The organism is Bacillus paramycoides (genome assembly GCF_001884235.1).
Lineage (GTDB): Bacteria > Bacillota > Bacilli > Bacillales > Bacillaceae_G > Bacillus_A > Bacillus_A paramycoides.
The window spans coordinates 481,357-505,537 of sequence record NZ_MAOI01000079.1 but is presented as its reverse complement, the minus strand read 5'-3'; the positions used below and the strand labels follow the sequence as shown (position 1 = coordinate 505,537).

At 32.5% G+C, this 24,181-nt stretch carries 18 protein-coding genes and 7 pseudogenes; 20 read left to right on the top strand and 5 right to left on the bottom strand.

The annotated features are described in order from the left end of the window. Positions 1-84: 84 nt before the first annotated feature. The 3 genes and pseudogenes from BAU28_RS18770 to BAU28_RS29915 form a co-directional block, all read left to right on the top strand. Positions 85-567: an SRPBCC family protein gene (locus BAU28_RS18770; protein ID WP_071719520.1), complete on the top strand. Its 483-nt coding sequence runs from the start codon at positions 85-87 to the stop codon at positions 565-567. A 76-nt stretch (positions 568-643) separates the two neighbouring features. Next, on the top strand, positions 644-3,814 hold the full coding sequence (locus tag BAU28_RS18765) for an ATP-binding cassette domain-containing protein (RefSeq protein WP_071719519.1): 3,171 nt from the start codon (positions 644-646) through the stop codon (positions 3,812-3,814). Positions 3,815-3,980: 166 nt separating this feature from the next. Then, positions 3,981-4,058 (top strand): annotated as a pseudogene (locus BAU28_RS29915) (MerR family transcriptional regulator); the annotation flags it as partial. A gap of 114 nt (positions 4,059-4,172) precedes the next feature. Here BAU28_RS29915 and BAU28_RS18760 read toward each other — a convergent pair. Then, positions 4,173-5,399: pseudogene (locus BAU28_RS18760) on the bottom strand (MFS transporter). Between the two features lie 302 nt (positions 5,400-5,701). On the opposite strand from BAU28_RS18760, the pseudogene BAU28_RS18755 reads away from it, so the two are divergent. The 7 genes and pseudogenes from BAU28_RS18755 to BAU28_RS18725 form a co-directional block, all read left to right on the top strand. Then, positions 5,702-5,977, top strand: a pseudogene (locus tag BAU28_RS18755) (NUDIX hydrolase); the annotation flags it as partial. 265 nt (positions 5,978-6,242) lie between these two features. After that, positions 6,243-6,995 carry a class I SAM-dependent methyltransferase gene (locus BAU28_RS18750; protein ID WP_071719518.1) on the top strand — a complete coding sequence of 251 codons (753 nt, stop codon included), beginning with the start codon at positions 6,243-6,245 and terminating at the stop codon, positions 6,993-6,995. Between the two features lie 136 nt (positions 6,996-7,131). Then, positions 7,132-7,965, top strand: a complete 834-nt coding sequence (locus tag BAU28_RS18745) for an alpha/beta fold hydrolase (RefSeq protein ID WP_071719517.1) — start codon at positions 7,132-7,134, stop codon at positions 7,963-7,965. A 117-nt stretch (positions 7,966-8,082) separates the two neighbouring features. Next, positions 8,083-8,877, top strand: a pseudogene (locus BAU28_RS18740) (VOC family protein). Positions 8,878-8,993: 116 nt separating this feature from the next. Continuing rightward, positions 8,994-9,746 carry an aminoglycoside phosphotransferase family protein gene (locus BAU28_RS18735; protein WP_071719516.1) on the top strand — a complete coding sequence of 251 codons (753 nt, stop codon included), beginning with the start codon at positions 8,994-8,996 and terminating at the stop codon, positions 9,744-9,746. Positions 9,747-9,864: 118 nt separating this feature from the next. Further along, positions 9,865-10,665, top strand: coding sequence for an ABC transporter ATP-binding protein (locus BAU28_RS18730; RefSeq protein ID WP_071719515.1), 801 nt, complete (start codon positions 9,865-9,867; stop codon positions 10,663-10,665). Beyond that, positions 10,650-12,533, top strand: a complete 1,884-nt coding sequence (locus tag BAU28_RS18725; protein WP_071719514.1) for a hypothetical protein — start codon at positions 10,650-10,652, stop codon at positions 12,531-12,533. The genes BAU28_RS18730 and BAU28_RS18725 overlap by 16 nt, the downstream gene beginning before the upstream one ends. Before the next feature lie 76 nt (positions 12,534-12,609). Here BAU28_RS18725 and BAU28_RS18720 read toward each other — a convergent pair whose 3' ends face one another. Continuing rightward, positions 12,610-13,578 (bottom strand): phosphotransferase enzyme family protein, encoded by a 969-nt coding sequence (locus tag BAU28_RS18720; RefSeq protein ID WP_116500389.1) that lies wholly within the window; start codon positions 13,576-13,578, stop codon positions 12,610-12,612. 276 nt (positions 13,579-13,854) lie between these two features. Here BAU28_RS18720 and BAU28_RS31445 point away from each other — a divergent pair, with 276 nt between their 5' ends. Together BAU28_RS31445 and BAU28_RS18710 are read left to right on the top strand one after the other, a co-directional pair. After that, on the top strand, positions 13,855-14,085 hold the full coding sequence (locus BAU28_RS31445) for a helix-turn-helix transcriptional regulator (protein WP_071719512.1): 231 nt from the start codon (positions 13,855-13,857) through the stop codon (positions 14,083-14,085). 51 nt (positions 14,086-14,136) lie between these two features. Continuing rightward, positions 14,137-14,930, top strand: a pseudogene (locus BAU28_RS18710) (AraC family transcriptional regulator). Between the two features lie 69 nt (positions 14,931-14,999). On the opposite strand, the gene BAU28_RS18705 reads toward BAU28_RS18710, so the two are convergent. Together BAU28_RS18705 and BAU28_RS18700 are read right to left on the bottom strand one after the other, a co-directional pair. Continuing rightward, on the bottom strand, positions 15,000-16,691 hold the full coding sequence (locus BAU28_RS18705; protein ID WP_071719511.1) for a M3 family oligoendopeptidase: 1,692 nt from the start codon (positions 16,689-16,691) through the stop codon (positions 15,000-15,002). A 17-nt stretch (positions 16,692-16,708) separates the two neighbouring features. After that, entirely contained in the window at positions 16,709-17,647 is a 939-nt protein-coding gene (locus BAU28_RS18700; protein WP_071719510.1) for a DMT family transporter, read from the bottom strand. Between the two features lie 127 nt (positions 17,648-17,774). Between BAU28_RS18700 and BAU28_RS18695 the strand changes: the two genes are divergently transcribed. The 4 genes and pseudogenes from BAU28_RS18695 (at position 17,775) to BAU28_RS18680 (ending at position 20,748) form a co-directional block, all read left to right on the top strand. Next, positions 17,775-19,145 (top strand): aminotransferase-like domain-containing protein, encoded by a 1,371-nt coding sequence (locus tag BAU28_RS18695; RefSeq protein ID WP_071719509.1) that lies wholly within the window; start codon positions 17,775-17,777, stop codon positions 19,143-19,145. 20 nt (positions 19,146-19,165) lie between these two features. Next, positions 19,166-19,511: pseudogene (locus BAU28_RS31015) on the top strand (carboxypeptidase regulatory-like domain-containing protein). Positions 19,512-19,521: 10 nt separating this feature from the next. Then, the gene (locus BAU28_RS18685; protein WP_071719508.1) at positions 19,522-20,400 is read left to right on the top strand and encodes an SDR family oxidoreductase; all 879 of its coding nucleotides are present in this window, start codon (positions 19,522-19,524) and stop codon (positions 20,398-20,400) included. 144 nt (positions 20,401-20,544) lie between these two features. Continuing rightward, positions 20,545-20,748: a hypothetical protein gene (locus BAU28_RS18680; RefSeq protein ID WP_002172077.1), complete on the top strand. Its 204-nt coding sequence runs from the start codon at positions 20,545-20,547 to the stop codon at positions 20,746-20,748. Between the two features lie 35 nt (positions 20,749-20,783). Here the strand turns inward: BAU28_RS18680 and BAU28_RS31590 are convergent, their stop codons facing one another. After that, positions 20,784-21,026, bottom strand: coding sequence for a hypothetical protein (locus BAU28_RS31590; protein ID WP_071719507.1), 243 nt, complete (start codon positions 21,024-21,026; stop codon positions 20,784-20,786). A 122-nt stretch (positions 21,027-21,148) separates the two neighbouring features. On the opposite strand from BAU28_RS31590, the pseudogene BAU28_RS29910 reads away from it, so the two are divergent. From BAU28_RS29910 to BAU28_RS18660, 4 genes and pseudogenes are all read left to right on the top strand, one after another. Then, positions 21,149-21,268, top strand: a pseudogene (locus BAU28_RS29910) (alcohol dehydrogenase); the annotation flags it as partial. Between the two features lie 108 nt (positions 21,269-21,376). Next, positions 21,377-22,234 (top strand): NAD-dependent epimerase/dehydratase family protein, encoded by an 858-nt coding sequence (locus BAU28_RS18670; RefSeq protein WP_071719506.1) that lies wholly within the window; start codon positions 21,377-21,379, stop codon positions 22,232-22,234. Positions 22,235-22,300: 66 nt separating this feature from the next. Then, positions 22,301-22,798, top strand: coding sequence for a DUF421 domain-containing protein (locus tag BAU28_RS18665; RefSeq protein WP_071719505.1), 498 nt, complete (start codon positions 22,301-22,303; stop codon positions 22,796-22,798). 573 nt (positions 22,799-23,371) lie between these two features. Next, the gene (locus BAU28_RS18660) at positions 23,372-23,887 is read left to right on the top strand and encodes a DinB family protein (RefSeq protein ID WP_071719504.1); all 516 of its coding nucleotides are present in this window, start codon (positions 23,372-23,374) and stop codon (positions 23,885-23,887) included. Positions 23,888-24,181 lie beyond the last annotated feature (294 nt).

The following is a 24,181-nucleotide window of genomic DNA, read 5'->3' as shown; positions in this document are numbered from 1 at the left end:
AATAGAGATTTCTTTTTCAAATGAAATCATGTAAAATAAACACAGAACGTACATTCGTTTTGATGAAAAGGAGGTTAATTAATAATGTTAGCTGTAATAAATAAACAAAGTAATGAATACGTAGTACAATTTGATCGTCATTTTCCATATACGATAGAAGAAGTTTGGTCTGTATTAACAGATAATAATAAGTTAAAAAAGTGGATGTCTAATTTGCAAATAGAAGACCTTTGTACAGGTGGAATTATAAAGTTTGATATGATGGATGGCACATTTATAAACATTGATATTTTAGAATGTCAAATAAATTTAGTACTAGAATTCACATGGGGTAAAGATCGTGTCCGATTTGAAATACATAAAAAAGAAAATGGATGCCTTTTACTACTTAAAGAATTTATTCATGAATTAACAGATCATACACCGAAAGATATAGCAGGATGGCATATTTGTTTAGCCCTTTTTTCTTCTGTTTTAGAAGGGGAAGAAAAAGAGTTTTCAAAAGATGAGTGGGAATATTGGTTTAACAAATATAAGGTGAAGATCGATGAATTGAAAGGGTATTGACTATGCAATTCGAATTTATTGTGTAATTATTATCTTATAAAAGCGGTTTTTAAAAACGATAGGAATAGAGGTTAATATGAAAGTAAATCAATTAATTGCGAACAATATAAACAAATTAGACGCAGAAATACCAGTAAATAAATCGTTTGGAATTGCTGGTTTATCTGGATCTGGTAAAACAACTTTTTGTCAAACAATTGGTGAAGAATCCAAAAAGCGTCTTGTTTCGTTATTGCCAAAAGCTGAATATCAGTATTTATTTCCTAATATTATGGAAACAAATTTTAGTGCTATTAAAATGGAAGAAATGCCTTTAGTACTTTTTCTAGGTAAATCATCGATTTCTTCCAATCCACGTTCTACAATTGGTACCCATACGGGCGTATTTAAAGAGATTCGTGAGAGGCTTGCTGGAAAATTTGATCTTTCTCCAGAGGTCTTTTCATTTAATAATCCGTTAGGTTGGTGTCCTGGTTGTAAAGGACGCGGTACTACTAAAAATATTGAGTGTAAAAAATGTGAGGGCAAACGATATAGTCAAGAGATTGAACAATATACAATTGAATTGTTTGATAATCCACATACTATTTCTGATATTAATGATCTAAGTATTGAATCTATTCTTTCGTTAGCAGAGGCTTTAAATATTAGTGAAGCGAAACAACATATTCTTCAAAACATTATCAATATGAATATTGGCTACTTAACATTAAATCGAATAATGGGTACACTGTCAGGTGGAGAATTAACACGACTTTACTTGGCTGAATTTATGGCAGTAAGTGAAAATACAGTAATAATTATTGATGAAATCTCAGTAGGGCTTGATCATCAAACACTATTGAAGATATTAGAAGAGATTAAACAATTAGGATGTAAGAATCAGATTTGGCTCATTGATCATTCAGATACAGTGCTTGATACAACTGATGAACAATTGTTCTTTGGACCAGGTAGCGGGAAATATGGCGGGAAAATTGTTGAAGAATCACCAAGGCCAGAGCCAATACATTGGGAACGTAATCAGGAAATGCCAACAGAATATTATACATTCCATGATTTATATTGCCGTAATATTCAAATAGCTGAGTTTCGGATTCCTAAAAATAGGCTTGTAACTGTTTTGGGAGAATCAGGATGTGGTAAATCTACACTTGTCAATGAATGTATAGCTAAAGATTTCTTGAAACGATATCCAAAAGATAAATTAGTTATGGTAGGTCAAGATCGAAACCAATCAATTACAAGTCGATCAACTGTTGCAACTTTTCTTGATATTAAAAAGAAACTTACAAAATATAGTGACGATATAGATGATATTTTTGAGCGGTCGATTGAAGAGATCATTGATGACCTTCCAAATGAAGATATCGCTTATAAACGCTTGTGCCTATTAATCAAACTTGGACTTGGTTATTTGACATTAGAGAGAAAAACACAAACATTATCAACTGGTGAGTTTCAATGTGTTCATTTAGTTTCGGAGTTATTTGCAAACTCAAGAAACCCACATACACTATTTATTTTTGACGAGCCTTCAAAAGGTTTATCACAAAATATTTTAAATCAATTTATTGATAGTGTCAGGGGTATTTTGCAAGATGATTCAGTTTCAATCGTAATGATTGAACATAATGCTTATATGCTAAAAAGCTCTGACTTTATCGTTGATTTTGGTAAAAGACAGCTTGAATCTGTAGAATACCTTGATGTTGTGAGCCATGATGAGTATTATTGTCAAAAAAATGTTGTAGATAAAGTTGCTCCATTGCAAATTTCTTCTACTCTTAATCAACAAAATGGAATTAATTATTTAGAAAAAAATCATATTGCTTATTTTAAAAATGCAGAAAAAATCTATAAGGGTGGCATTTTAAAAAGCTTATCTTCAATGGCACGATTAATTTACGGTGAATACGAATCTGATACAATTGCCCCTGTAGTCGCTATTGATCTGGAAAGACATTTGTATAGTCAGTATAGCTTCCTGTATGAAATTGGTGGATTAATTAATCATATTGTGGCCGCACATCCGACTAATAAAGATACGAGAAGCTTCGATTTCTATTCCCAAGATAATCATTGTCCATCATGCTCAGGACGACTTAAAATTGAGATCTTTGATAAAGAGATTGTAATCCAAGATAAAAACGTTCCATTTTGGGATGGTTTATTCTATCCAGAAATAATGAAAGTATTAAAATTTTATCAATATGAAAAAATAGAATTTCTATTTGAAGAAATTAAAAATGAGCTTGGTCATGATTTGACGAAAACTTATAATGATATGTCTGATGAAGAAAAACATACATTTTGGTATGGTTATTTTGAAAAATCATTTTATGATAAGAAAGGAAAAACACGTAGAACATGGGTAGGATTTAATACGATTATTGGTGGATATATTGTTATTTCAAAAGCACCTATTAAAGAAGATATTAAGGCTTCTAAAGAAATGATCATATGTCCAATTTGTGATGGGACGGTTTTAAACCACCATAAACAGCTTAAATTTGAAAATGTAGATATCCGTGAAATTATCAATCAGCCACTTAACAAAGTATTAAAAATAGTAGGCGATTTACCTGCACTCGTTAAATTGAAATCCATTGTAGGTGACGATATGGTTCTAACCGAAGATATTTCGTTACTATCTAGAAAAACGCAAGTTGCACTGAAAATGTTTGAACTAGAACAAGCAAGTTTCTCAAACTATGAAATGGTGTTACAAAATGTCTTACCATTCTGGGGCGAAATTAAATATAATATCGAATCAATCAGCGATAAAAATAGAGTAACTATATGTGATTTCCAAAATATCAATGAAACAAAAGAAGATATTATAGAAAAATATTTCACAAATGGGAAATATAAAAAGCTAACATATGTCTATGAAGCTTTTGGATACAAAAAATTAATTACGCAAATTAATAAAATAAAAAAAAGCAACCCATGTCCATTTTGTAAAGGTAAGAAAGTAATAACAGAAGATAATCTACATGACGGTGTGTTTAAATTAACAATTCCATGTGTAACTTGTTATGAAAGTGGTATCAATGATGAAGGGCTTAAAGAAATTGTTGATGGCATAGACGTGCAAACATGGTTAACTGGTAAAGTAAGTGATGTTGTGGATGAAAGCTTACGAACGGAGGATGTTGCAGGTATTCTAATATTTAATCGAATTCGTGAGTTGAATAAACGAGAAATGATGGCAGTTTATGAATGCCTTGAGAAAAATAATTGAACTTAATAATTCGTATGTAGTTTAATTAAGGCGGTTACAAAAACAAAAATATGCACAATTCATTATGTTAATATAACATAATGAATTGTTGTTTAAATAATTATAAAGGGTTGACTCACACGCTATGTCATTGTTTATGCTATAGTTGAGCTTCGAGATTGATGTAATTTATCACGTTAGTCCAGCGATGGAATCAGATCCTTTTAAGTGCGTTACTGAAGTTTGTTATCCAATTAAAAAATGATAAAGAAAAAAGGCATAATTTATATGCCCTTTTTTATCTAAACTTAACCGTAAATATCAAAATTGGCTTTTCTATTTCAATTAACCAATCATACATAAATATAACTCCCATCCATCATAGTTTTCGTATCGGACTACATAATGCAATAAAAACTTCAAGTAGCTTCGTAAAAGCAGCTAAAGCAAATACAAACACTGGATTATAAGCTGAAATAATGCCACCTACTAATGCCCCCAGTGGCATAGCTAATCGAGTAAGTACACGTGAAAATCCTAATACCCTTCCTTGCATATTTGATGGGACAGTTTCCTGACGAACCGATGCAATAATTGTATTCCATGCAATATTACAGGTCATTGCGATACCGAAAGCGATGCCAGGTGCTATCCAATATGTACTCCATAGTGCAATAGTTAAGCCAAGTGCCCCAAAAAATAGGAGTAAAGGAATAAGAGCGCCGCGCCGCAACCTCTTTTCTAAAGGAACTGCAATCAAGCTTCCTAAAAGACCACCTATTCCAATTAACGTATAATTAAAACCACTTTGTTCTGGGGTAAGATGCAATGTGGATAGTAAATAATACATGAGTACACCTAAAACCGCACTTGCTCCAAAGTTTCCTACCATGGCTTGAAGAGATAAAGCTATATTTAAGCGATCATTTTTGAGCTATTTAAACCCATCAAACAAATCAGCTAGTACATTTTGAAGTGTGTTCTTATCATTATTTTTACTGTTTAAAGTTTTAATTGATGGTAATAACATCACAGCAACTAATGTTGCGATAAATGAAAGAACATTAATCCAAAGCACTTGAAAACCGCCAATAAAAGAAATGAAAAGCCCGGCTAACATAGGTCCAAAAAGACTAGATAGTTGATTTACCATTTGATATAAAGAATTGGCCTTTGTTAATGATGCTCCAGCAATGTGCGGAATAACTGTAACCGTTGTTACATCAAAAAGCATAGACATAACAGCTAAAATAAAAGTAATTACGTATAAGTGCCGTATTTCTAATAGATGTAATGAATGTAGAATTGGTACGAGACTTACTAAAATAATACTGATTGCATCTGCAATCCATAGTAATCTTCTCTGATCGTATCGATCTACAATAACGCCAACTATAGGACCAAATAAAACGATTGGTAATACGTTAATAGCAAATAAAGAACTCATGATAACTGCTGAACCAGTTAATTGATAGGCAATCCAAGGTAATGCAAAGGTGTAGAGTGAATCCCCAATCCTTGAAATAAGTAAACCAAAAATGAAAATCTTGTACTCTTTAGAAAAAGCTGTGCTTACAGTCATACTTCTTTCTTGTTTCAATTTCAAAATTGTATGCACCACCTTTTTATCGAGGAATTTGAAAATACTCCGTCCAATACTTATTAAGTATAGATTTCTGTAAAAATTTGTTGAATCCTACTTTGATAAGTTTTATTTTGTAAATAAGAAGGAGAGATAGAAATGAAGGCAGCTTTCCTAGATTGGGAGTTATGGCAAGAAGTTAATTGGACTGTGAGTTTAAAAAAAAGATAACCATAATATAATTATAGTAAACTGTTTTGATGGATAATAGTTAATCATTTTCAAGATAGCATTGGGAAAACCATTGGGGATTTGGAGGGGGAAGTTTGATACATATTAATGGAAATGTACGAACATCTGGAGCTTATGTTCTTTATAAAAATCTATTTGTTTTTCAAGTTGGCCCAACGAGTAAAGGTGATTCATTAGGTGTAGTAAGGTTGGGAGGACATAAAGAAAACAATGAAACAGTAGTAGAAACTGCTAAAAGAGAGGTGAAAGAAGAAGCTGCTATCGACATTACTATATTGAATTCACCATTTACATTTTACAAAAAGAATTGGAATGCACGATCAAAGAAAATAAAAGTAGAAAACGAAGTGTTTGGAAATTTAATGTTTTAATAATTTGTATTTTATAATATATAATTAAATAATGTTACAGGTTATTATACATATAATCTTCCAAAAGAGGTGAAATTGATGAAATGCCGTATTGTTCGAAGTAACTAGTTATTTGGGGCTGAAAAATGCGTACCAAATATCAAAAGGAACGTAAGCCCCTTTATGAAAATATCACCGTTGAGTCTATTTCGGGAATTATCAAAATTAGATATTTAATGCTTTTCTGCAAAGGGGAAATAATAAAATGAATGAATTAGAGTATAAGAATTTTTATAATAAAGTGGGACGAGCAAACGGGTGGGACTTCAGTAAGCTGAAATGTGAAACTGTAGGTGACACTTGGGATTTTTATGGCGAAGTGAAAGAAAGATGCAAACAATCTGATATTCTACTTGATGTTGGTACAGGCGGAGGAGAAAATGTACTAAAAATAGCATCATCAGCTGCTTTATTAATTGGAATAGATAATTCTAGCGGAATGATTGAAACGGCACATTCAAACTTGAATAAAGCAGGCGTAGAAAACGTTAAGTTTCTCCAAATGGATTCTGAAACTTTAGCGTTTCCAAATTCTTATTTTGATATTGCTTCAAGTTGTCATGCACCGTTTGAAGCATCTGAATTGGCAAAAGTAATGAAAAGAGGTGCTTTTTTCTTATCACAACAAGTTAGCGAACATGATAAATTAAATCTTAAAGAAGCATTTGGAAGAGGGCAATGCTTAGGTGAAAGAGATGGAACTTTAAAAGAAAAATATATGAGTGAACTTATTAGTGCAGGATTTGAGCTCGTGCAAGTACGGGAATATGATGTTACCGATTATTACAGTACACCTGAAGACCTTATTTTCTTATTAAAACATACGCCTATTATTCCTAGATTTGGAGAAGAGGAAGAGGATTTCGATATTTTACAAAAGTTCATTGATACTAATCGTACTGAAAAAGGTATTCGTACGAATTCAAAAAGATTTATGATTTTTGCGGTTAAATCTTAATATACTTAGCGTAAAAGCTTATTTTCTGTAAACGAAAATAAGCTTTTTTGTGTGAAAAAGAATGCAGGGAAAACTTGAAAATAATAGAAATAAGTAGAGTGTTAATCTGAAAATCGAGATATGGAGGATAATTGTTGTGAAACGTTACTATATTAAAAGTGAAAAAATAAACGTACATATTACTGAGTGGGGAAATGATGACAAGCCCGTTATCTTTTGTTTACATGGATTAGGTAGTACGAGTTTAAGTTTTATAGAAATTGCAGAGAACTTAAAAGACAATTTTAGATTCATATCTATCGATGCACCAGGACACGGTAAAACACCTCCATTTGAACGAACGGAAGAGTATGAGATGCAACATTTGGCGTATTGGTTAAATGAAATTGTAAGTGCACTTAAAATTGAACGTTTTTATTTTCTTTCTCATTCTTGGGGAAGCTTTGTCGCGTTATTTTATTTATTAAATAATCCAGATAAAGTATTAGGAAGTATTCTTATTGATGGTGGTTATCAAACAAAAAGACTTCAAGAAGAAACACTTCAAGAGGAAATAGCTTATTACGAAAAGGACTTTGATGAATATGTTTTTAATAATTGGGATGGATTCTTCAAAAGCGAAAAAGAAGCTTATACTAGGTGGTCTCCATTATTAGAACTTGCAGTAAGAGATCTTGGGATTGAAATGAATAATAAAGTATGTTGGCATGCGCGTGGGACAACAGCTAGCAATATAATAAGAGGTATGCATAAAGATGAAACGATAGATATATATGAGAAGCTACCAGCTAATATTGTATTACTTCGAGCTACAGTTCCACAAATATGGGATGAATTTAGAGATAAGACCGTAACTATTTTTAAAGAGAAAACTGACAGTGTTGTAAAATTAATTCCTAATACTACACATATGTTGCATTGGGATAAACCAAAAGTTGTTATAGAGGAAATAAAAAGTAATTGGAGCTAACATATTCATACTAAAGTTGTAGTTTCTATATAACAAATCCATCCTTCAGTTTGATTTTATCTATTTATAATTGTAATACAATACGAATAGATAATATGAAATAGAGGGGGATGTAAAGTGATTACACATATAGCAGATATAAAACTACAAACGGTTTCTATAGAAGGGGTAAAATAAGTCTATAAAGACATATTATCTTTTCCGATAAAAACAGAAACAGCAACATTTATTCAATTTGAAGTCACACCTTACACAACAATTAGTTTCCAGGAAGTATATGAACCGATTGCACCTGCGCATTTCGCTTTTGAGATTCCTTATTCAAAATTTCATGAAACGGCAAAATGGCTAGAAGGATCTGGGTTACTCATTGCGAAATGGAAAGATGGTCATACAATTGATGAGGAGAACGGTCTTTTCAATTTATACTTTAGAGATGGCGATGGAAACCTTCTCGAAATTATCGCACATAGCTATGTTGAGGAAAATATATTAGTTCCGCATTCACCTTTAAACATTTTATATGTAAGGGAAATCGGTCTTCCGGTTAAAAGTGTGCCCGTATTTACAGAATGGTTGAAATCAAATCTAGACATGAAAATGAAGGAAGATGGGGATATTTTCAACTTTGTTATTGGTGGAACTGCATATATTGTTGCAACTTGGTGGCAGCGACCTTGGATTCCAATTGCGATGAAAGCTTTACCACCGAAAGTACACGTATCTTTCGGAACATCTGATCACGCATTTTTAAAACGAATTCAAAATAATTTTAAGAAAAATAGTGTTCCATTTGAAAGCAAACATAATGAAGTACTATTTATTCAACAGGGGTATACATTTTCTGTTTTGCATACACCAGATTTTCATTCCGATATTCCTAGAAAATTAAACTTACCACTTTCTATATAATTATAGGAAGTGGTAAGTTTTTTGCATTTTCATGAAGAAGGGATTCAGCATAATTACACTGAATTTATAGAGTAGTGTAGGGTGTAATACTAATTTACTGTAAGGAGAGAAATGAATTGAATTTAGGAAATCCGATAGCAAAAGGAAATACGGCTGAAATTTATCTTTGTGATAATAAAGTTGTGAAACTATTTAAAGAATACCTCCCTAATACAGAATCTCTATATGAAGCACAAAAACAGAAGTATGCATATTCACGTGGTTTACACGTTCCTAAAGTATTCGAAGTTACAGAGATACAAGGTAGACAAGCTATTATTATGGAATATGTAAAAGGGAAAAGTGTTGGTGAGCTTCTGCTAAATAATTTAAGTGAAGCGGAGCATTACATAAGTATGTGTGTTAATGAACAACAAAAGATTCATGCTATTTCTGTAAGCTTGGATGAAATAGAACAGATGGAAGAGAGACTTTATCGTCAAATTCAATCTGTTCAAAATCTAGATGAGAAACAAAAGAAGAATATATTGAGCAAAATGGATTCAATCGTGTTTGAACCTAGATTATGTCATGGTGATTTTCATCCGTTTAATTTAATTATGAGTAATGATAATGTGAAAACTATAGATTGGGTTGATGCTAGTTTAGGTGATATTCGTGCAGATGTGTTTCGAACATATTTGTTGTACTCACAATCTTCGGTAGAATTAGCTGAAATGTATTTACATATATATTGCAGGAATACCGGAATATCAAGAAATGAGATTTTTCAATGGGCACCTATTATTATTGCGGCTAGAATATCTGAAAATGTATCTGCTACAAACATTGAATATTTGAATGATCTGGTAGCACCGTATTGTAATTAAAGAAAAACTTTCGATATTTTAATTTTTAAATTAAATACGTTCTAACAATACAAACAGATGAGTAAAGGTATTGAGATTTACAATCAGATATTAAATTTGCAAAGAAGGAGTCCATTTTATGAAATCTTTTGAATCGATTTCAGGGGAACCTGAATGGGAGGAATCTGCTCCCGCGCTACAAATTTCGAAGCTGTATAAACAATTCGGCGAGTTTATTGCAGTCAATCATATTGATTTAACTGTTCCGAGGGGATCTTTTTATGGAGTTGTTGGCCCTAATGGGGCAGGAAAAACTACTTCGTTGTCGATGTCTGTTGGTTTATTACGACCAGATGGCGGGAACGCTAAAGTTTTTGGGGTTGATGTTTGGGGAAATCCTGCACAAGCAAAGACATTGATCGGGGTATTACCAGATGGATTGGCCTTGCCGGAAAGACTTACTGGTCGCGAATTATTAACATATATGGGCCTGTTAAGGGGAATGAGTGCCAAAGAAGTTAATCGACGAACAGAAGAATTACTTACAATACTAGAATTGAATAATGCTGAAGGAACGCTAGTTATCAATTATTCTACTGGCATGCGTAAAAAAATTGGTCTTGCACTTGCACTCCTCCATGCACCGAAATTACTCATTCTCGATGAACCATTTGAGGCAGTAGATCCTATTTCTGCAACTACTATTAAAAAGATTTTACAGAAATTTGTTAGTTCTGGTGGTTCAGTAGTATTTTCAAGTCACGTCATGGCGTTAGTTGAACAACTTTGTGATCACGTTGCAATTATTTCCAAAGGAAAAGTGGTATCTTCAGGAACAATGGTAGATGTTTGCGGTGAAGAAACGCTCGAAGACATTTTCGTTCAGTTAGTAGGCGTCCCTGCTGTTAAAGGAGGAGAACTGTCTTGGCTAGTGTTTTGATTCGAATGAAGTTATCAATCCTAAAAAATTCAATGAATAGTGGTAAAGCAGTTCTTTTAATTATTACAGGAATAGTTGGTTTATTGATTGCAATTGGAACCATCTTGCTCTTTTCTTTCTATCCTACGGAACATAACGTTTCAAAAAGTATTCTATATGTGATATTCGCTCTGTGGACAGTAGGGTGGATTTTGGGCCCACTTCTTACTGGGGGAGATGGAATGTTACGTCCTGAATATTTCGCGCTGCTTCCACTCACTTCATTTAAACTTGCTAGGGCGTTACTCGCTGTAGCTTTTATAGGATTAGGCCCACTTGCTAGTCTTATAGCATTCATAGGATTATTAATTTACGCAGCTAGGGCTAGTTTAACTGCAACTATAGTTGCAGTTCCAGCAATTATTTTACAGTTAATATTTGTCGTGCTGTTATCAAAAGTAGTAGTTAGTATAATTGGTGAGACGATGAAATCAAGGATCGGCATGGAATTTGGAGCAATGCTCTTTGGTTTCATCATTGCGTTTTTAAATGTAGGCTGGTATGCACTTCCTGCTATTAATGGGATAACACTTAACGAACCTACATTTCTTTACATGTTTCCGTCTAGTTGGGCGATACTTGCTGTAGAGTTTGCTATTCAATCTAATTGGTTATTAGCTTTTGTTTTATTAATTGTTCTAACAATATTATGCGGACTGCTTTTATTTATATGGACGACATTACTGATGAAAAGTACAGTGAAGGATACTAAGAAAATCCAAAATACGATTACTATTATTAAACATAGAAAAGCTCTACGAATCTTTTCAGAAAAGAAAATTGGAGCAATAATAACTAAAGAATTAAAAAGTTGGGGAAGAGATCCACAACGAGGTCGTTTCCTCCGGATGGGTATTTGGATAGGAGTGTTTTATGGTATTTTAATTACAAGTGCTCATATATCGTATTTAATGCCTTGGGCAGGGGTAATTATGATTGTTTTCACAAGTATGTTTGCCTGCAATATATATGGGTTTGATGGGAGTGCATTATGGTTAACATTAACGACACCTGGCGCAGAACGGATTGATGTGCGTGGTCGCCAATTGGCTTGGTTGATAGCTATTGGCCCGATTGCAATTTTAACAACAATTATTTTCACTATCTATAGCGGACTTATTTTCGTTTATCCTTGGGTATTTGCGATAATTCCGGCATTACTCGGTGGAGCTGCAGGTCTTATTATGTTGTTTTCTGTATTTAACTTAATCCCAATAACTGATCCTCATCGCCGCGGAAGAGGAACCGTTATCTCAGGTGATGATATGAGTGCCAGTAAAATGTTTATAACAACGTGGTTAATGATGGTGATGGTATTAGCAACAGCTATACCCGCTTTGTTAGTTGTATGGATTGGGACATTACTACATATAGAGCTCTTACAATGGCTAGGTGTACTGACTGGCATTTGTACAGGAGTGTTTTTAGCTTGGTGGCTTGGTCGAATTGCTTACTTAAAACTTGAAAAAAGTGGCCCTGAGTTGCTATTTGCAATGAAAAGTGGCATGAAAATATTGCGCGATGATAACAAAGAGAAAAATAACAGAATGGCGGCTGAATTACCTAAGAAAAAACTTGCTGTTGTTGTTCTATTAGTATTTATGGGTATCTTTTTTTTGATTCATCAAAGTATAATACCGTTAATTTTTGAGATATTTAGTGTAGATGAAAAAGTTCGTCTTTTCTTTCTCCCACGCTACTTTTCGCATATTGTTCGTATTCCTATAATCGTCGTATTTGCTGTATTAGGTATAGCATCTTTGTATAAAGCTATTTTAATTAAGAAAAGACATGGGAAGGAAGATCAATTTATAAAAGATGAAATGTAGAATATACCTAAAAATAAACTAGTAATTACATGATGTTGTTCAACTATGATAACCGTGTAGTTGAACAACATCTGTGTTATATGTTAATGAAAGAATGATTATTTTCGATCTTCATTCTATAAAGATTCATTATCCGTACTTGTTCCTCAGTTAATTCTTCTTTATCCCAATACATATGCATTAAGTTATATTCGAATATCTCCTTTAATTTAATAAACAATGGTAGCTGGTCTAGCATCTCTTTAGGTAAATCATGTTCCTCTTTGTATCCTTCAACTATTGCTTTTGTAATAGAGTTCTCATAGTCAACTATGTTACCATTCCCAACGAATGAATATTCTATCGCACTATAGATTGGAACTGCCAAATCGAATATATAAAAATGTTTTTCACAGTCTTGAAAGTCAATCATTGTTAAATTCAAATCATTTTCCACTAATATATTTTCTAGCCATAAATCTCCGTGTATTAACCCGTAATTTGAAGGGGATTTTGAAAGTTCCTGTATAGAAGTTAAAACATCAGATGCAATTTCTCTTATAGTAGTTTCTTCTATAGGGATATAGTGAAGAAAATTATATTCTTCATTTTCATACCAATCGTTTATATGTATTACCGGTTCAATACTTTCAAAGTTTTTAGATATACGATGTAATTTGCCGATTTGTTGTCCTAATTTTTTAAATACATTGGAATTCCATTCGCTTTTTGGCAAATGAATACCGGGAGCAGCTTTATATAATACAGTAAAGAGTTCTTTGTCTAGTGTTATTTTTTCTACTAAATTCCCCGTTAAAGAAGGTATTATTGGAGGTACTCCTAATCCTTCTTTATATAAAAAGTCCGTATATTTTACTTCTTCCAACTGCTCTTCATAAGTTTTATAGTTAGTTATTCTAACGAAATAATTTCCTTGTTTCGCGAGACATTGATACATTTCATTTGTTACTGGTGTAATGTTAATAAAATCCAATGGATATAGCTCGTTAATTCGTTTAAGTATTTCTTTTTCTATATTCTTCATATTAACTTCCTTTCCAAACATGGCTTTTCCATTTACAAAGCTACTAGTTTCTTAACTTACAAAATTCGTGTTTTATTTTACAGAATCCTTTAAAAAGTATTTCTCAGACTGATTAAGTTTGAACTTTATTGGAAATTTAAGTAAATGTATGACGAAATAAGATAGCTGAAAAAATATGAAAATAAAAGTTACATATAGTATTTAAAGATTTTAGAGGATATTTAACGTTATAAATCACAAGAAATATCAAAAGAAAGAAATGGATAGCTCGTATAATTTTATTCAGGGGTGAGGTTAATGAATGAACATATACAACTTATGATCGATTGGATTGAAACAAATTTAAATAGTGAATTTTCATTAGATGCATTATCTAATTATAGGGGTTTTTCTCCTTATTACTGTTCTTTTAAATTTCACCAAGTAACAGGTATAAGTATTAGACGCTATACTTTTCTTAGGAGATTGTATTTATCTACGGAAGATTTGATGAATGATAGAAAGATAATTGATATTGCATTTGAATAAGACTATTCTTCTCAAGAAGCTTATAGTAGAGCCTTCAAAACTGTTTTTGGTATAACCCCAAGAGAATTCCAGCTTAAGAAAATGCCTGTCCAATCATTTAGTAAACTCTCAATCAATAATGGTAAGGAGTGGTGTAAAATGAATATTTCTAGAAAAATTGAGGTAGAACAGCTAAGAAATAAAAAGAGTGAGTTGTTTGATAGAGATGTACTTAACATATTAAATGGTCAAGTTATGTATGAAGAATTTAAAAATGAAAAACTAATGGGAGAGTCTGATTATGCTCCATTTAATGAAGCAATGTGTGTTAACGCAGCTACTACACAAGTTTTTGATGATGAGTTTATTAAAATGAGGGCGGAGGGGCATAATAGCTCAGTAGAAGATTATATAAAAAGGTTATTGATCCATTAGAGAATCTTTTTAAAAGAGAGTATAAATGTATCGTTTTATGGTTCGGTGAAGATATGTTTTGCCAAATAAATCTACTTACATTACTTTCATACCTTGAACATTCTGGTTATGACGGGAAGGTATACTTCAATAGCTTCAGAGAGGATGAATTTAAAGTAAGTCAGATGGAACTTGAGTTAGGAAACTATGATGCTATTTACAATGAAGTAGTAATAAATCATAAAAAACCATCTCATGAGGTATTACCCGTAATGTATCAGGCAATAGATTTGTATTTAGATATGCTGAAAGAAAATAATGCAGTAGTAAAGTATATCTCCAAAAATAAAGATTTACCAACACAAGAACTATTAAAAAGGTTATTTAATCTTTTTCCCACAATAGGATATGGGGATCTACAATATATAAAGCTTATTAATAAAGTGAGATAAAAATTGAAACAAATTAGGAGAGAATACGGAAAAAAGATGCACCTAAAAGGATAAGTGCATCTTTTTTTCTTATATTTGTTTAAGTAAATTTAATTCTGCTTCTACAAATGCCATTAATTCTTTTATTGTTCCACTAGAAAAATCAAAACGAATTCCAGCTGCTTCATATACTTCTGTTAAAGATTTAGAGCTACCTAATGATAAAGCTTTTTTATAATTTTCTAGTGCTTGTTTTGGATTTGCTTTATATTGTTTATACATTTGAAGCGCACCAAGTTGTGCGATTGCATATTCGATATAATAGAATGGCACTTCAAAAATATGTAGTACAGGTAACCAGCCAGTTGCTATCCAATTCTCATAACCTTCAATATTTACCACATTCGATTGGTAAGTGTTATGTAATTCTAAATATTTTTCATTTCTTTCTTTAGCAGTATGATTAGGGTTTTCATACATCCAATGTTGGAATTGATCAACGATAAGCATTTGTGGTAAATACTTAATAATATCTTTAAAGAAATCTAATTTTGCTTTTATAAATTCTTCTGTATTCTCATAAAACGCATCCCAATACTCCATCGAAAACAATTCCATTGTCATGCTAGCTAGTTCGGCTGATTCTGAAGGGATTTCTAAATATTTTTGTAGCTCTAGCTGCTTCATACATTCATTATGAATACTATGGCCCATTTCATGGAGGAAAGTAGTAACATCATCATGTGTATGATTGAGATTCATAAAAATAAAAGATAATTGAGAAGCAGGTAAGTGTTCGCAAAATCCTCCGGGTCCTTTTCCTTTACGACTTTCTAAATCTAAGCAATCATTTTTATGCATACGGCTCAATAATGCAGAAAATTCAGGGTCTAATTTGTGTAAAATGTGGGAACTTTTTTCGATTAAATCCTTCTCGTCTTCAATAGGTCTTAATACTTTTTGATTTGGTGCGGCTGCTTTTAGATCCCACGGACGAAGTGTATCTACTTGAAGCTCAGCTTTTTTCTCATTAAATATATTATCAATAAGTGGTACAACGTATTTACGAACAGATTCTGCAAGTTCGTAGCAATCCTCCGCGGTATAATCAAAACGTTCATATTTTTTGAACATATAATCACGATAATTATCTAATTGAATGTTTTTTGCCTTTTGATGGCGAATTTCAACCAATTTATTTAAGATGTTTTGGAGTTCTTTCTCAACAGTTAAATACTGTTCTGAGATAAGTGTTCTTGCTTTTTTACGTATATCTCGATTTGGATCTTGTAAATATGATTGTAATTCAGTTAGTGTTTTCTCTTCACCATTCCATATTGCACTTAAACTTCCTGTGATTTCAAAGTACTCTGTTACGAATTTATCTTCCCTTATTTCTAGTTCAATATTTTTCTCGCAAAATAATGTTTGAGCATTTTGTATTTTTTTATCCAACAAACCATAGTCTTTAGAATCTAATTCCATTCGAAAAGGTGATTCTAAATATTTATTATCAAATGAATTTTGATAACGTTTGATAAGTGGTCTTACGTGCTGCTGATCGTATTCAAATGTATCTTTAATATCCTGATTATCTGTATTACATTGAAAAGCGATATAATGAGATCTTAGCTGTTCTTCGATTTCCCAAATTAATTTAGATTGCTCTTTTAGCCAGTTTTCAAGGTCTAGTTTTGAAGAAATGTGTATATCTAATAAAGACGAAAGAGCTTTTTCTAATTCTAGTACATTACTAATATCAATCGTGTTCAAGCGCTGCATTTTACATCCCTCACTTTTTATTTATTCATGGAAATATTCTTCTTTCGCGCTAAAATTCCTTTTTTACCCAAAAAATTTGTACCTATTACACCAATAATAATCATAATTGTACCGATGATATGATAGTAGGCAATTTGCTCGTGTAAGAATACAACGCCTGCGATAATGGTAATAAGTGTAGATAAGTTGCTAAAGACACTTATTTTAGCTGCTTCAATATAAGATAATGAATAGTTTAATAATAAGGCCGTTAGTAAGGATGATAGTAATCCTAAATATAAAATGGAGATAAGAAATGTTCCGTTTGTAAAGGGTTTAAAATATATAGTTATTGTACCTTTATTTAAATGATCGACGATTGCGATGGAATTAAAACTAATAAAACCGAGCGCTGTCATTGTGTAGGTTAAATCCATTAGCTTGAATTTCTTTGTCATTTTTCGAGCTAACACATTATAGCAAGCAGATGATAATGCTGATAACAGGATGAGAATAACACCGATGAAGCTAGTTTTATGAGCAACGATACCATTCATGATAAATATATAAATGACACCGATGACAGAAATGAGTACAGATGTTTTTTGCCATATATTCGTATACTCTTTTAAAAAATAGGAAGCGAGTATCATTGTAAATATAGGGATAGCAGCCTGTATAATTCCAGCTTCAGATGAACTTGTATATACTAAGCCAAATGCTTGGAAAGCAAAGAACAATGCTGGATAAAATATTGCAAGTGGCAAAAGTGCAAGTATGTTTTTGAATGAAATATTCAACTTTACAAAACCAAAAATAACTGGAATACTTGCTGCTATGAAAGCAACTGTAAAACGATGAGCAAGAGTATCAAGAGGGTTCGTAATGGTTAATGCTAGTTTCACAAACATAAATGAAAATCCAATAATAAATGAATAGAGTAACGCTGATATATATGCTTTTGTTGTATTTTTCATAATTTCACCTCATAGTAGTTGATTTCTTACTGGCCAGTATACGTACATAGTAATCTTTCTGATCTAGTGCTACAATGTGAACAAATACAAACTGTACCGGTACAAATTAAATGTTGGGGTGGTAATGATGTATAAATATTTACATGTTTTAAACGACTTAGAAAGTATGATTCAAAATGGAGAGATAAAAGAAGGAAAGAAATTACCGTCAATACGATTACTTGTTACGCAATATGAATGTAATAAGGCTACAATTATACGTGCGCTTCATGAACTAGAAAAGCGTCATATTATTTATTCTGTACCTCAAAGTGGATACTACGTTGTTAAGAAATCTGAGAGTTACATAGAAAATAACGAGATGATTGATTTTGCTTCCTCAGCACCTGATCCAGATGTTTTTCCGTACTTAGATTTTCAACATTGTATTAATAAGGCAATTGATACATATAAAAATGATTTGTTTGTATACGGAACACCGAAAGGCTTACCGTCTTTAATTCCAGTTATTCAAAAACAGCTGGCAAACTATCAAGTCTTCACAAAAGAAGAAAATATCTTTATAACGTCAGGTGTGCAGCAAGCACTTGCAATATTAACTTCTATACCATTCCCGAATGCACATAGCACAATTCTAATTGAACAGCCAAGTTACCATTTATATATTGAATATATAGAAACAAATAACGTCCCTGTAATCGGAATAAAGCGTACGCATAAAGGGATAGATTTAGATGAACTAGAGAGGGTATTCCGAACAGAAAAAATTAAATTCTTTTATACAATACCAAGATTTCATCATCCGCTTGGAACTTCTTATTCTAAAAAAGAGAAAGAGAAGATTATTCAACTTGCGAAGAAATATAATGTGTTTATAGTGGAAGATGACTACTTAGCGGATTTAGAAACTGATTCAAAAGTAGATCCGTTTTACAGCCAAGATAATTGTAATCATGTTATATATTTAAAAAGTTATTCGAAGATTATCTTCCCAGGCTTACGAGTCGGTGTTGCAGTCATTCCGCAATCTATTGGAGAGGCATTTTATAAATATAAAAAAATATTAGATATAGATAGTCCTATGATTTCACAAGCTGCTTTAGAAATTTACATAAAGAGCGGGATGTTTGAACGGCATAAACATAAAATTAAAGCATCTTACTACAATAGGTCAAAAAAACTTGCGGAAGTAGTAGAAGGTGTTCAAAATGAAAATCCACATTTGTTTACTTATAGAGCAGTAGATCCAATTGGAATACACACGTGTTTACAGCTGAAAAGAAACATAGTTACCGACACATTTATTGAAAATGTAAGCAAGAGTCAAATAAGCATAGATTCTATTGATAAAAATTATTTAAGTAACTTTCATAAAGAAAGATTGTTAAAGTTAAATGTATCAAATGTAAAAGAAACCAATATTGAAGAAGGTATTTGTAAGATAATTGAGGAAATAAAACGAATGAACCGTGTGGATTTTCAGTTCAAAAAAGAATAATGTTTTTTAGGAGGCTTATTATGAAAAGAAAAATAATAGCCTTGTTTGTATGTATTGCTGTAGTAATTGGAGTGATTACAATTACTATATAATAAAGAAAGTGATAAATGTATAGCGATTGCTATTCACTCAAAGTCAGTTGTTGTTGGCCGAAACGACAATCCTATATCATTTGTGAAGATTTACGCAGGCTCAATTAAAAATAAGGAAGTCGCTATATCAAATATGCAAGGCGAATTTCAATTTTATAATGGAGTTTGCGGTGTAATTACGCTAAAATTTATTACTCCAGATGGAGAAATCTATACGAAAAAATATGATAGTAAGAGTGTACTCAAAATAATAAAACTTGATAATGAAAATTAAGGAGAATGATATGAAACCATTACAAGGTAAAGTAGCAGTTGTAGCCGGGGCAACAAGAGGTGCGGGTAGAGGTATTGCGATGATGCTCGGCGAAGCAGGCGCAACTGTCTATGTAACAGGAAGAAGTACAAAAGGTAATCTATCCTCTATGGGAAGAACTGAAACGATTGAAGAAACGGCAGAACTTGTAACAAAACAGGGTGGGACAGGAATTGCTGTCCGTGTTGACCATACGGTTGAAGAGGATGTGAAAGCGCTATTTGCAAAAATTCAAGACGAGCAAAATGGACAGCTTGATATTTTAGTTAATGATGTTTGGGGCGGTGACCCTTTAACAGAATGGGGCAAAATGTTTTGGGAACATGATTTACATAACGGATTATTGATGCAGCAAAGGGCAGTCCATTCTCATATGTTGACGAGTTATTACGGCGTGCCATTAATGGTGAAAAATAAAAAAGGACTCGTTATTGAAATTACAGATGGCGTCGATTATCAATACCGTGGTAATTTGTACTATAGTTTAGCCAAAGTCTCCACAATTCATTTAGCAGAAGCGATGGCGAAAGATTTAGGGAAGGATAATATTACAGCAGTTGCAGTTAGCCCAGGATTTCTTCGTTCCGAAGCGATGTTAGATATATTTGGTGTAACAGAGGAGAACTGGCAAGAAGGAGCAAAAACGGATCCTCATTTTATCGCATCAGAAACTCCTTTCTTCATTGGAAGAGCTATTGCAGCTTTAGCAAGTGATCCAAATGTTCATGAAAAAACAGGCCGTGCGCTTAGTTCATGGGAATTGGGAAGAGAATACGGATTTACAGATGTAGATGGAAGAAGACCAGATTGGGGAAAATACTTCGAAGAGAATGTTTTAAATCAAAATTAATATTTTTTTAGAGCACTCATTTGTAGGAGTGCTCTTTTTAAAATTTAATTATTATAGATTTTCTGTTAAAACAATGGTAAATAATTCCTGTTTGATGATATCCTATAAAGTATAGTTTATTTATTTTATATGGGGGTAAAGTATATGGCAGTTCTTTTAGTGGAAAATTTATATCAAATGTCTATAGTTTTACTGCTCTTATGCTCATTTTGTTTTTATAGATATTTAAAGAAGATGAAAAGAGAAAGAAAGCTTACAGGTTTTGAACTTACGATGTATATCGTAACACAACTTGCGTATTTCATTTGGGCATTCACTTCTTTTATTAAATTATTGTCTAAATCATAATTTGTATTAAAATTATCTATTTTAAGTGTTTCCTGTTACCTTCTAGGAAAATATATATAGTCTGTGTCTAAATCAATTACAATAACACTTAAAAAACCTTTGAAATAAACCTTTGAAATACGTTGGTAATTATTTTTAACGCAAAATAAAGTAACAATTTCGTTATAAGATAGATCATCTTGTTTTATGCTTTGATACTTTTTCTTCAAATCAGCAATAGAACAGTTACTTCCAATAATATATTCATTTATTTCAAATCCTTCAAATTCAACAATCACTTTATCACTGTTGGTTGCTAGCCAACTCTATAGCTTTAATTTTGGATGAGACATCCATATTAGTTATTATATATAGTTCAAAAGTTAGTTTGAATACATTTCCATAAAAAGAGAGGATAACAATGAAACAATATAAGTTAGTGTTAGAAGGACCCAAACAACTTAAATGGGAAACGGATGAAGTCAGGTTATTACAGGACGATGAAATAATAGTTAAAACAATAGCTGGTGCAATTAGCCTTTTAAAAGTGTACGTTTCATATGAATAATGAAAAACTAACCAAATATTTGTCACATACCTTACATATGTTTCGTCTCAATTATGATATTCAAAATGAGGAGGAACACATATGAAGATTTTTGTAGCAGGTGCAACAGGTGTAATAGGACGTAATTTATTACCGATGTTAATAAATGAAGGGCATACGGTATATGCAATGATTCGGAGTGATTCACAAAAAGAGTCATTGAAAAATCTGGGGGTATTACCGGTAATAGCTGATGTATTTAATCGTAAAGAAGTATTCTCTGTTTTAAAAGAAACATTGCCAGATGTAGTCATCCATCAATTGACGGCGCTATCAACTTGGAATTTAGAGGACAATGCAAGGATTAGAATTGAAGGTACTCGTAATCTTGTCGATGCTGCTAAAAATGTAGGTGTAAAGAAAATAATTGCCCAAAGTATTTCGTGGGCGTATGAATCGGGGGATAAACTTGCGACAGAAACAGACCCGCTAGATTTTTACGCTCCTATGCCTCGTCAAGTTACGATAAATGGTATTGCTAAATTAGAAGAAACAGTTTCTGAATTACCTGAAGCAGTTATACTTAGATACGGTACGCTATATGGACCAGGAACATGGTATGCGGAAAACGGAGTGTTTGCGAATCAAGTTCGTAATAACGAAATTATTGCAACAGATGGTATGAGCTCTTTTATACATGTGGAAGATGCCGCTAGAGCAGCTGTGTTAGCTCTTGATTGGCCTTCCGGAATCGTAAATATTGTAGATGACTCTCCTGTAACTAGTAAAGAATGGTTACCGATATATGCAGCTGCAATAGAGGCACCTGAACCTAAAGTTCAAGTTTGGAAAAATAGTTGGGAAAGAGGAGCTTCAAATAATAAAGCCCGTAAAGAATATGGATGGAAGCCTTTATTTCCATCATGGTCCGAATGGTTTAAAAACTTGAAAAGTATGTAAAATATAATAAAAATGATCCTTTAATGGGAATGCTAGTAACATTCACTATTAAAGGATTGGGCTATTATGAATATTCTTTTGGAAAGCATTATTTTAATCCTCACTGGAATTATTGTTTTAAAAATGACAGGTAGTAAATCTGTTAGCCAAATGACGAGAGCTGAAATAATTATAGTTGTATCAATTGGACGTATTATTGTAGAACCAGTATTGAGTAGGAAAGTGATTCCATCTATTTTTGCAGCTATAACATTTTCGAGCATACTATTTATTATTCATTTCTTAGAATTGAAATCACGGAAGGTAGAACAATTTCTAAATGGAAGTAGTATTGTAATTGTTGAAAACGGAGAGATTGTAAAAGGGAATTTGATGCGGGCAAAAATGTCAGAACAACAATTATATATGCAGTTAAGAGAAAAAGGGATTCATGATTTAAAGAGTTTACAGAAAGTTACAGCGGAACCGAACGGGCGTATTGGGTATCAACTTAATGCATTAGCGCAACCAGTTACTTTGGAAATGCTAGAAAAAATATTAGATCAGCACATTATGAAAAAGTGATTTGTCATGAGAAAAGCCAATACTACATTACAAGTATTGGTTTTTCTCATGTTTATAAATGACTTGATTTCAAAAAAATACAAATGGTTTTCATGAGAATGTATCGAAAAATTAGGAGGAGAAAGGTTTTGTACTATGACAATTCCAAGAAGTAATACAACAAAAAAATAATCCTTTTATTAATCAAGTGAAAATATTTATAAATAAACATTTTCAGGAATTGCTATATTTTGTGGTGGAATTAGTTTTGTTCTTATAATAATAACGTTAATGGATTGTTCTTTAATCAACGTCGGAAATAGAACTCGATTAAAGTGACATGACATTAATAGATACCATAGTGACATCTCTGGAAAAACCTGTATTAAAAAAATTGATAATTTTAAAAAAAAGTTTGATAAACCCCTGTATAATAGGATTTTTCTTTTGACCCTTTAACTTCATCTGGAATGTTCAATTAAAGGGCCAGTTTGTAGAGGGTTTTAATAGGTTCTTAGAGTTATTATATAAATAGGGATTTTGAAGTCTATTGGTGAATATTAAATATTAATCTAAAAGATGGAGGTTGCTGTGATGTTGAAACTGTTTCAATATAACTGGCAAGTTCGTGATGCTTGGTTTACATTGTGCGAAGATATACCGGATGAAGAACTATTAAAAAAACGGGTCGGTGGGTTCGGCAGTATCCTACATACCCTATTTCATATTGTAGATGTGGAATGTATGTGGATCTTAGGTTTACGAGGTGAACCAGTGCCTGAGGAGCTATTGTTTGAAGATTATGCTAATTTACAAAAAGTGAAAAATCTTTCAGCTCAATACCACGAGAAAGTGAAGGCATTTGTGACATCTTGGACAAATGAAATGGATTCTCGGAAACTTTCAGAAACTGATTTCAATGAAAAACCGATTAGCTCTAGAGACGCACCAATCAGGCGCCGAGTCATTGAATGTACACATGGAGAGATTATACGTCATGTCATTGCCCACGAAATCCACCATATCGGCCAGTTATCTATATGGGCACGTGAAATAGGAAAGGAGCCTGTTTCCGCAAATCTGAGAGGAAGAGGGCTATTCGATAATTAGACTGCCTTTGCCAATTTCACAATTGGACGCTTTAATAGCACAAGGATCAAGAAATGATCAAACTTATTTCTACGATTTTTATGCATTAACGTGAGATTCTTTTGAAGTGTACCTAAAGATGCGGCAGGCTATCGAGCTATCGAAACAAAATTCCCCTGAAATTAAAAAGTACGCTATCCTATCTGTAGAATCATAAGAAATGATGGTGTTTTGATGCTGGTGAAAGAACACTAAAGCTTTCGCACGTGAACCTAATATTATTAATTTCTATACCAGCATCTTCTTTTATGAAAA

Bases quoted from the DNA above. Each gene is read 5' to 3' on its own strand.
- BAU28_RS18770 (WP_071719520.1), top strand. From the start codon at position 85: ATGTTAGCTGTAATAAATAAACAAAGTAATGAATACGTAGTACAATTT.
- BAU28_RS18765 (WP_071719519.1), top strand. From the start codon at position 644: ATGAAAGTAAATCAATTAATTGCGAACAATATAAACAAATTAGACGCA.
- BAU28_RS18750 (WP_071719518.1), top strand. From the start codon at position 6,243: ATGAATGAATTAGAGTATAAGAATTTTTATAATAAAGTGGGACGAGCA.
- BAU28_RS18730 (WP_071719515.1), top strand. From the start codon at position 9,865: ATGAAATCTTTTGAATCGATTTCAGGGGAACCTGAATGGGAGGAATCT.
- BAU28_RS18720 (WP_116500389.1), bottom strand. From the start codon at position 13,578: ATGTTTGGAAAGGAAGTTAATATGAAGAATATAGAAAAAGAAATACTT.
- BAU28_RS31445 (WP_071719512.1), top strand. From the start codon at position 13,855: ATGAATGAACATATACAACTTATGATCGATTGGATTGAAACAAATTTA.
- BAU28_RS18705 (WP_071719511.1), bottom strand. From the start codon at position 16,691: ATGCAGCGCTTGAACACGATTGATATTAGTAATGTACTAGAATTAGAA.
- BAU28_RS18700 (WP_071719510.1), bottom strand. From the start codon at position 17,647: ATGAAAAATACAACAAAAGCATATATATCAGCGTTACTCTATTCATTT.
- BAU28_RS18695 (WP_071719509.1), top strand. From the start codon at position 17,775: ATGTATAAATATTTACATGTTTTAAACGACTTAGAAAGTATGATTCAA.
- BAU28_RS18685 (WP_071719508.1), top strand. From the start codon at position 19,522: ATGAAACCATTACAAGGTAAAGTAGCAGTTGTAGCCGGGGCAACAAGA.
- BAU28_RS18680 (WP_002172077.1), top strand. From the start codon at position 20,545: ATGGCAGTTCTTTTAGTGGAAAATTTATATCAAATGTCTATAGTTTTA.
- BAU28_RS18670 (WP_071719506.1), top strand. From the start codon at position 21,377: ATGAAGATTTTTGTAGCAGGTGCAACAGGTGTAATAGGACGTAATTTA.
- BAU28_RS18665 (WP_071719505.1), top strand. From the start codon at position 22,301: ATGAATATTCTTTTGGAAAGCATTATTTTAATCCTCACTGGAATTATT.
- BAU28_RS18660 (WP_071719504.1), top strand. From the start codon at position 23,372: ATGTTGAAACTGTTTCAATATAACTGGCAAGTTCGTGATGCTTGGTTT.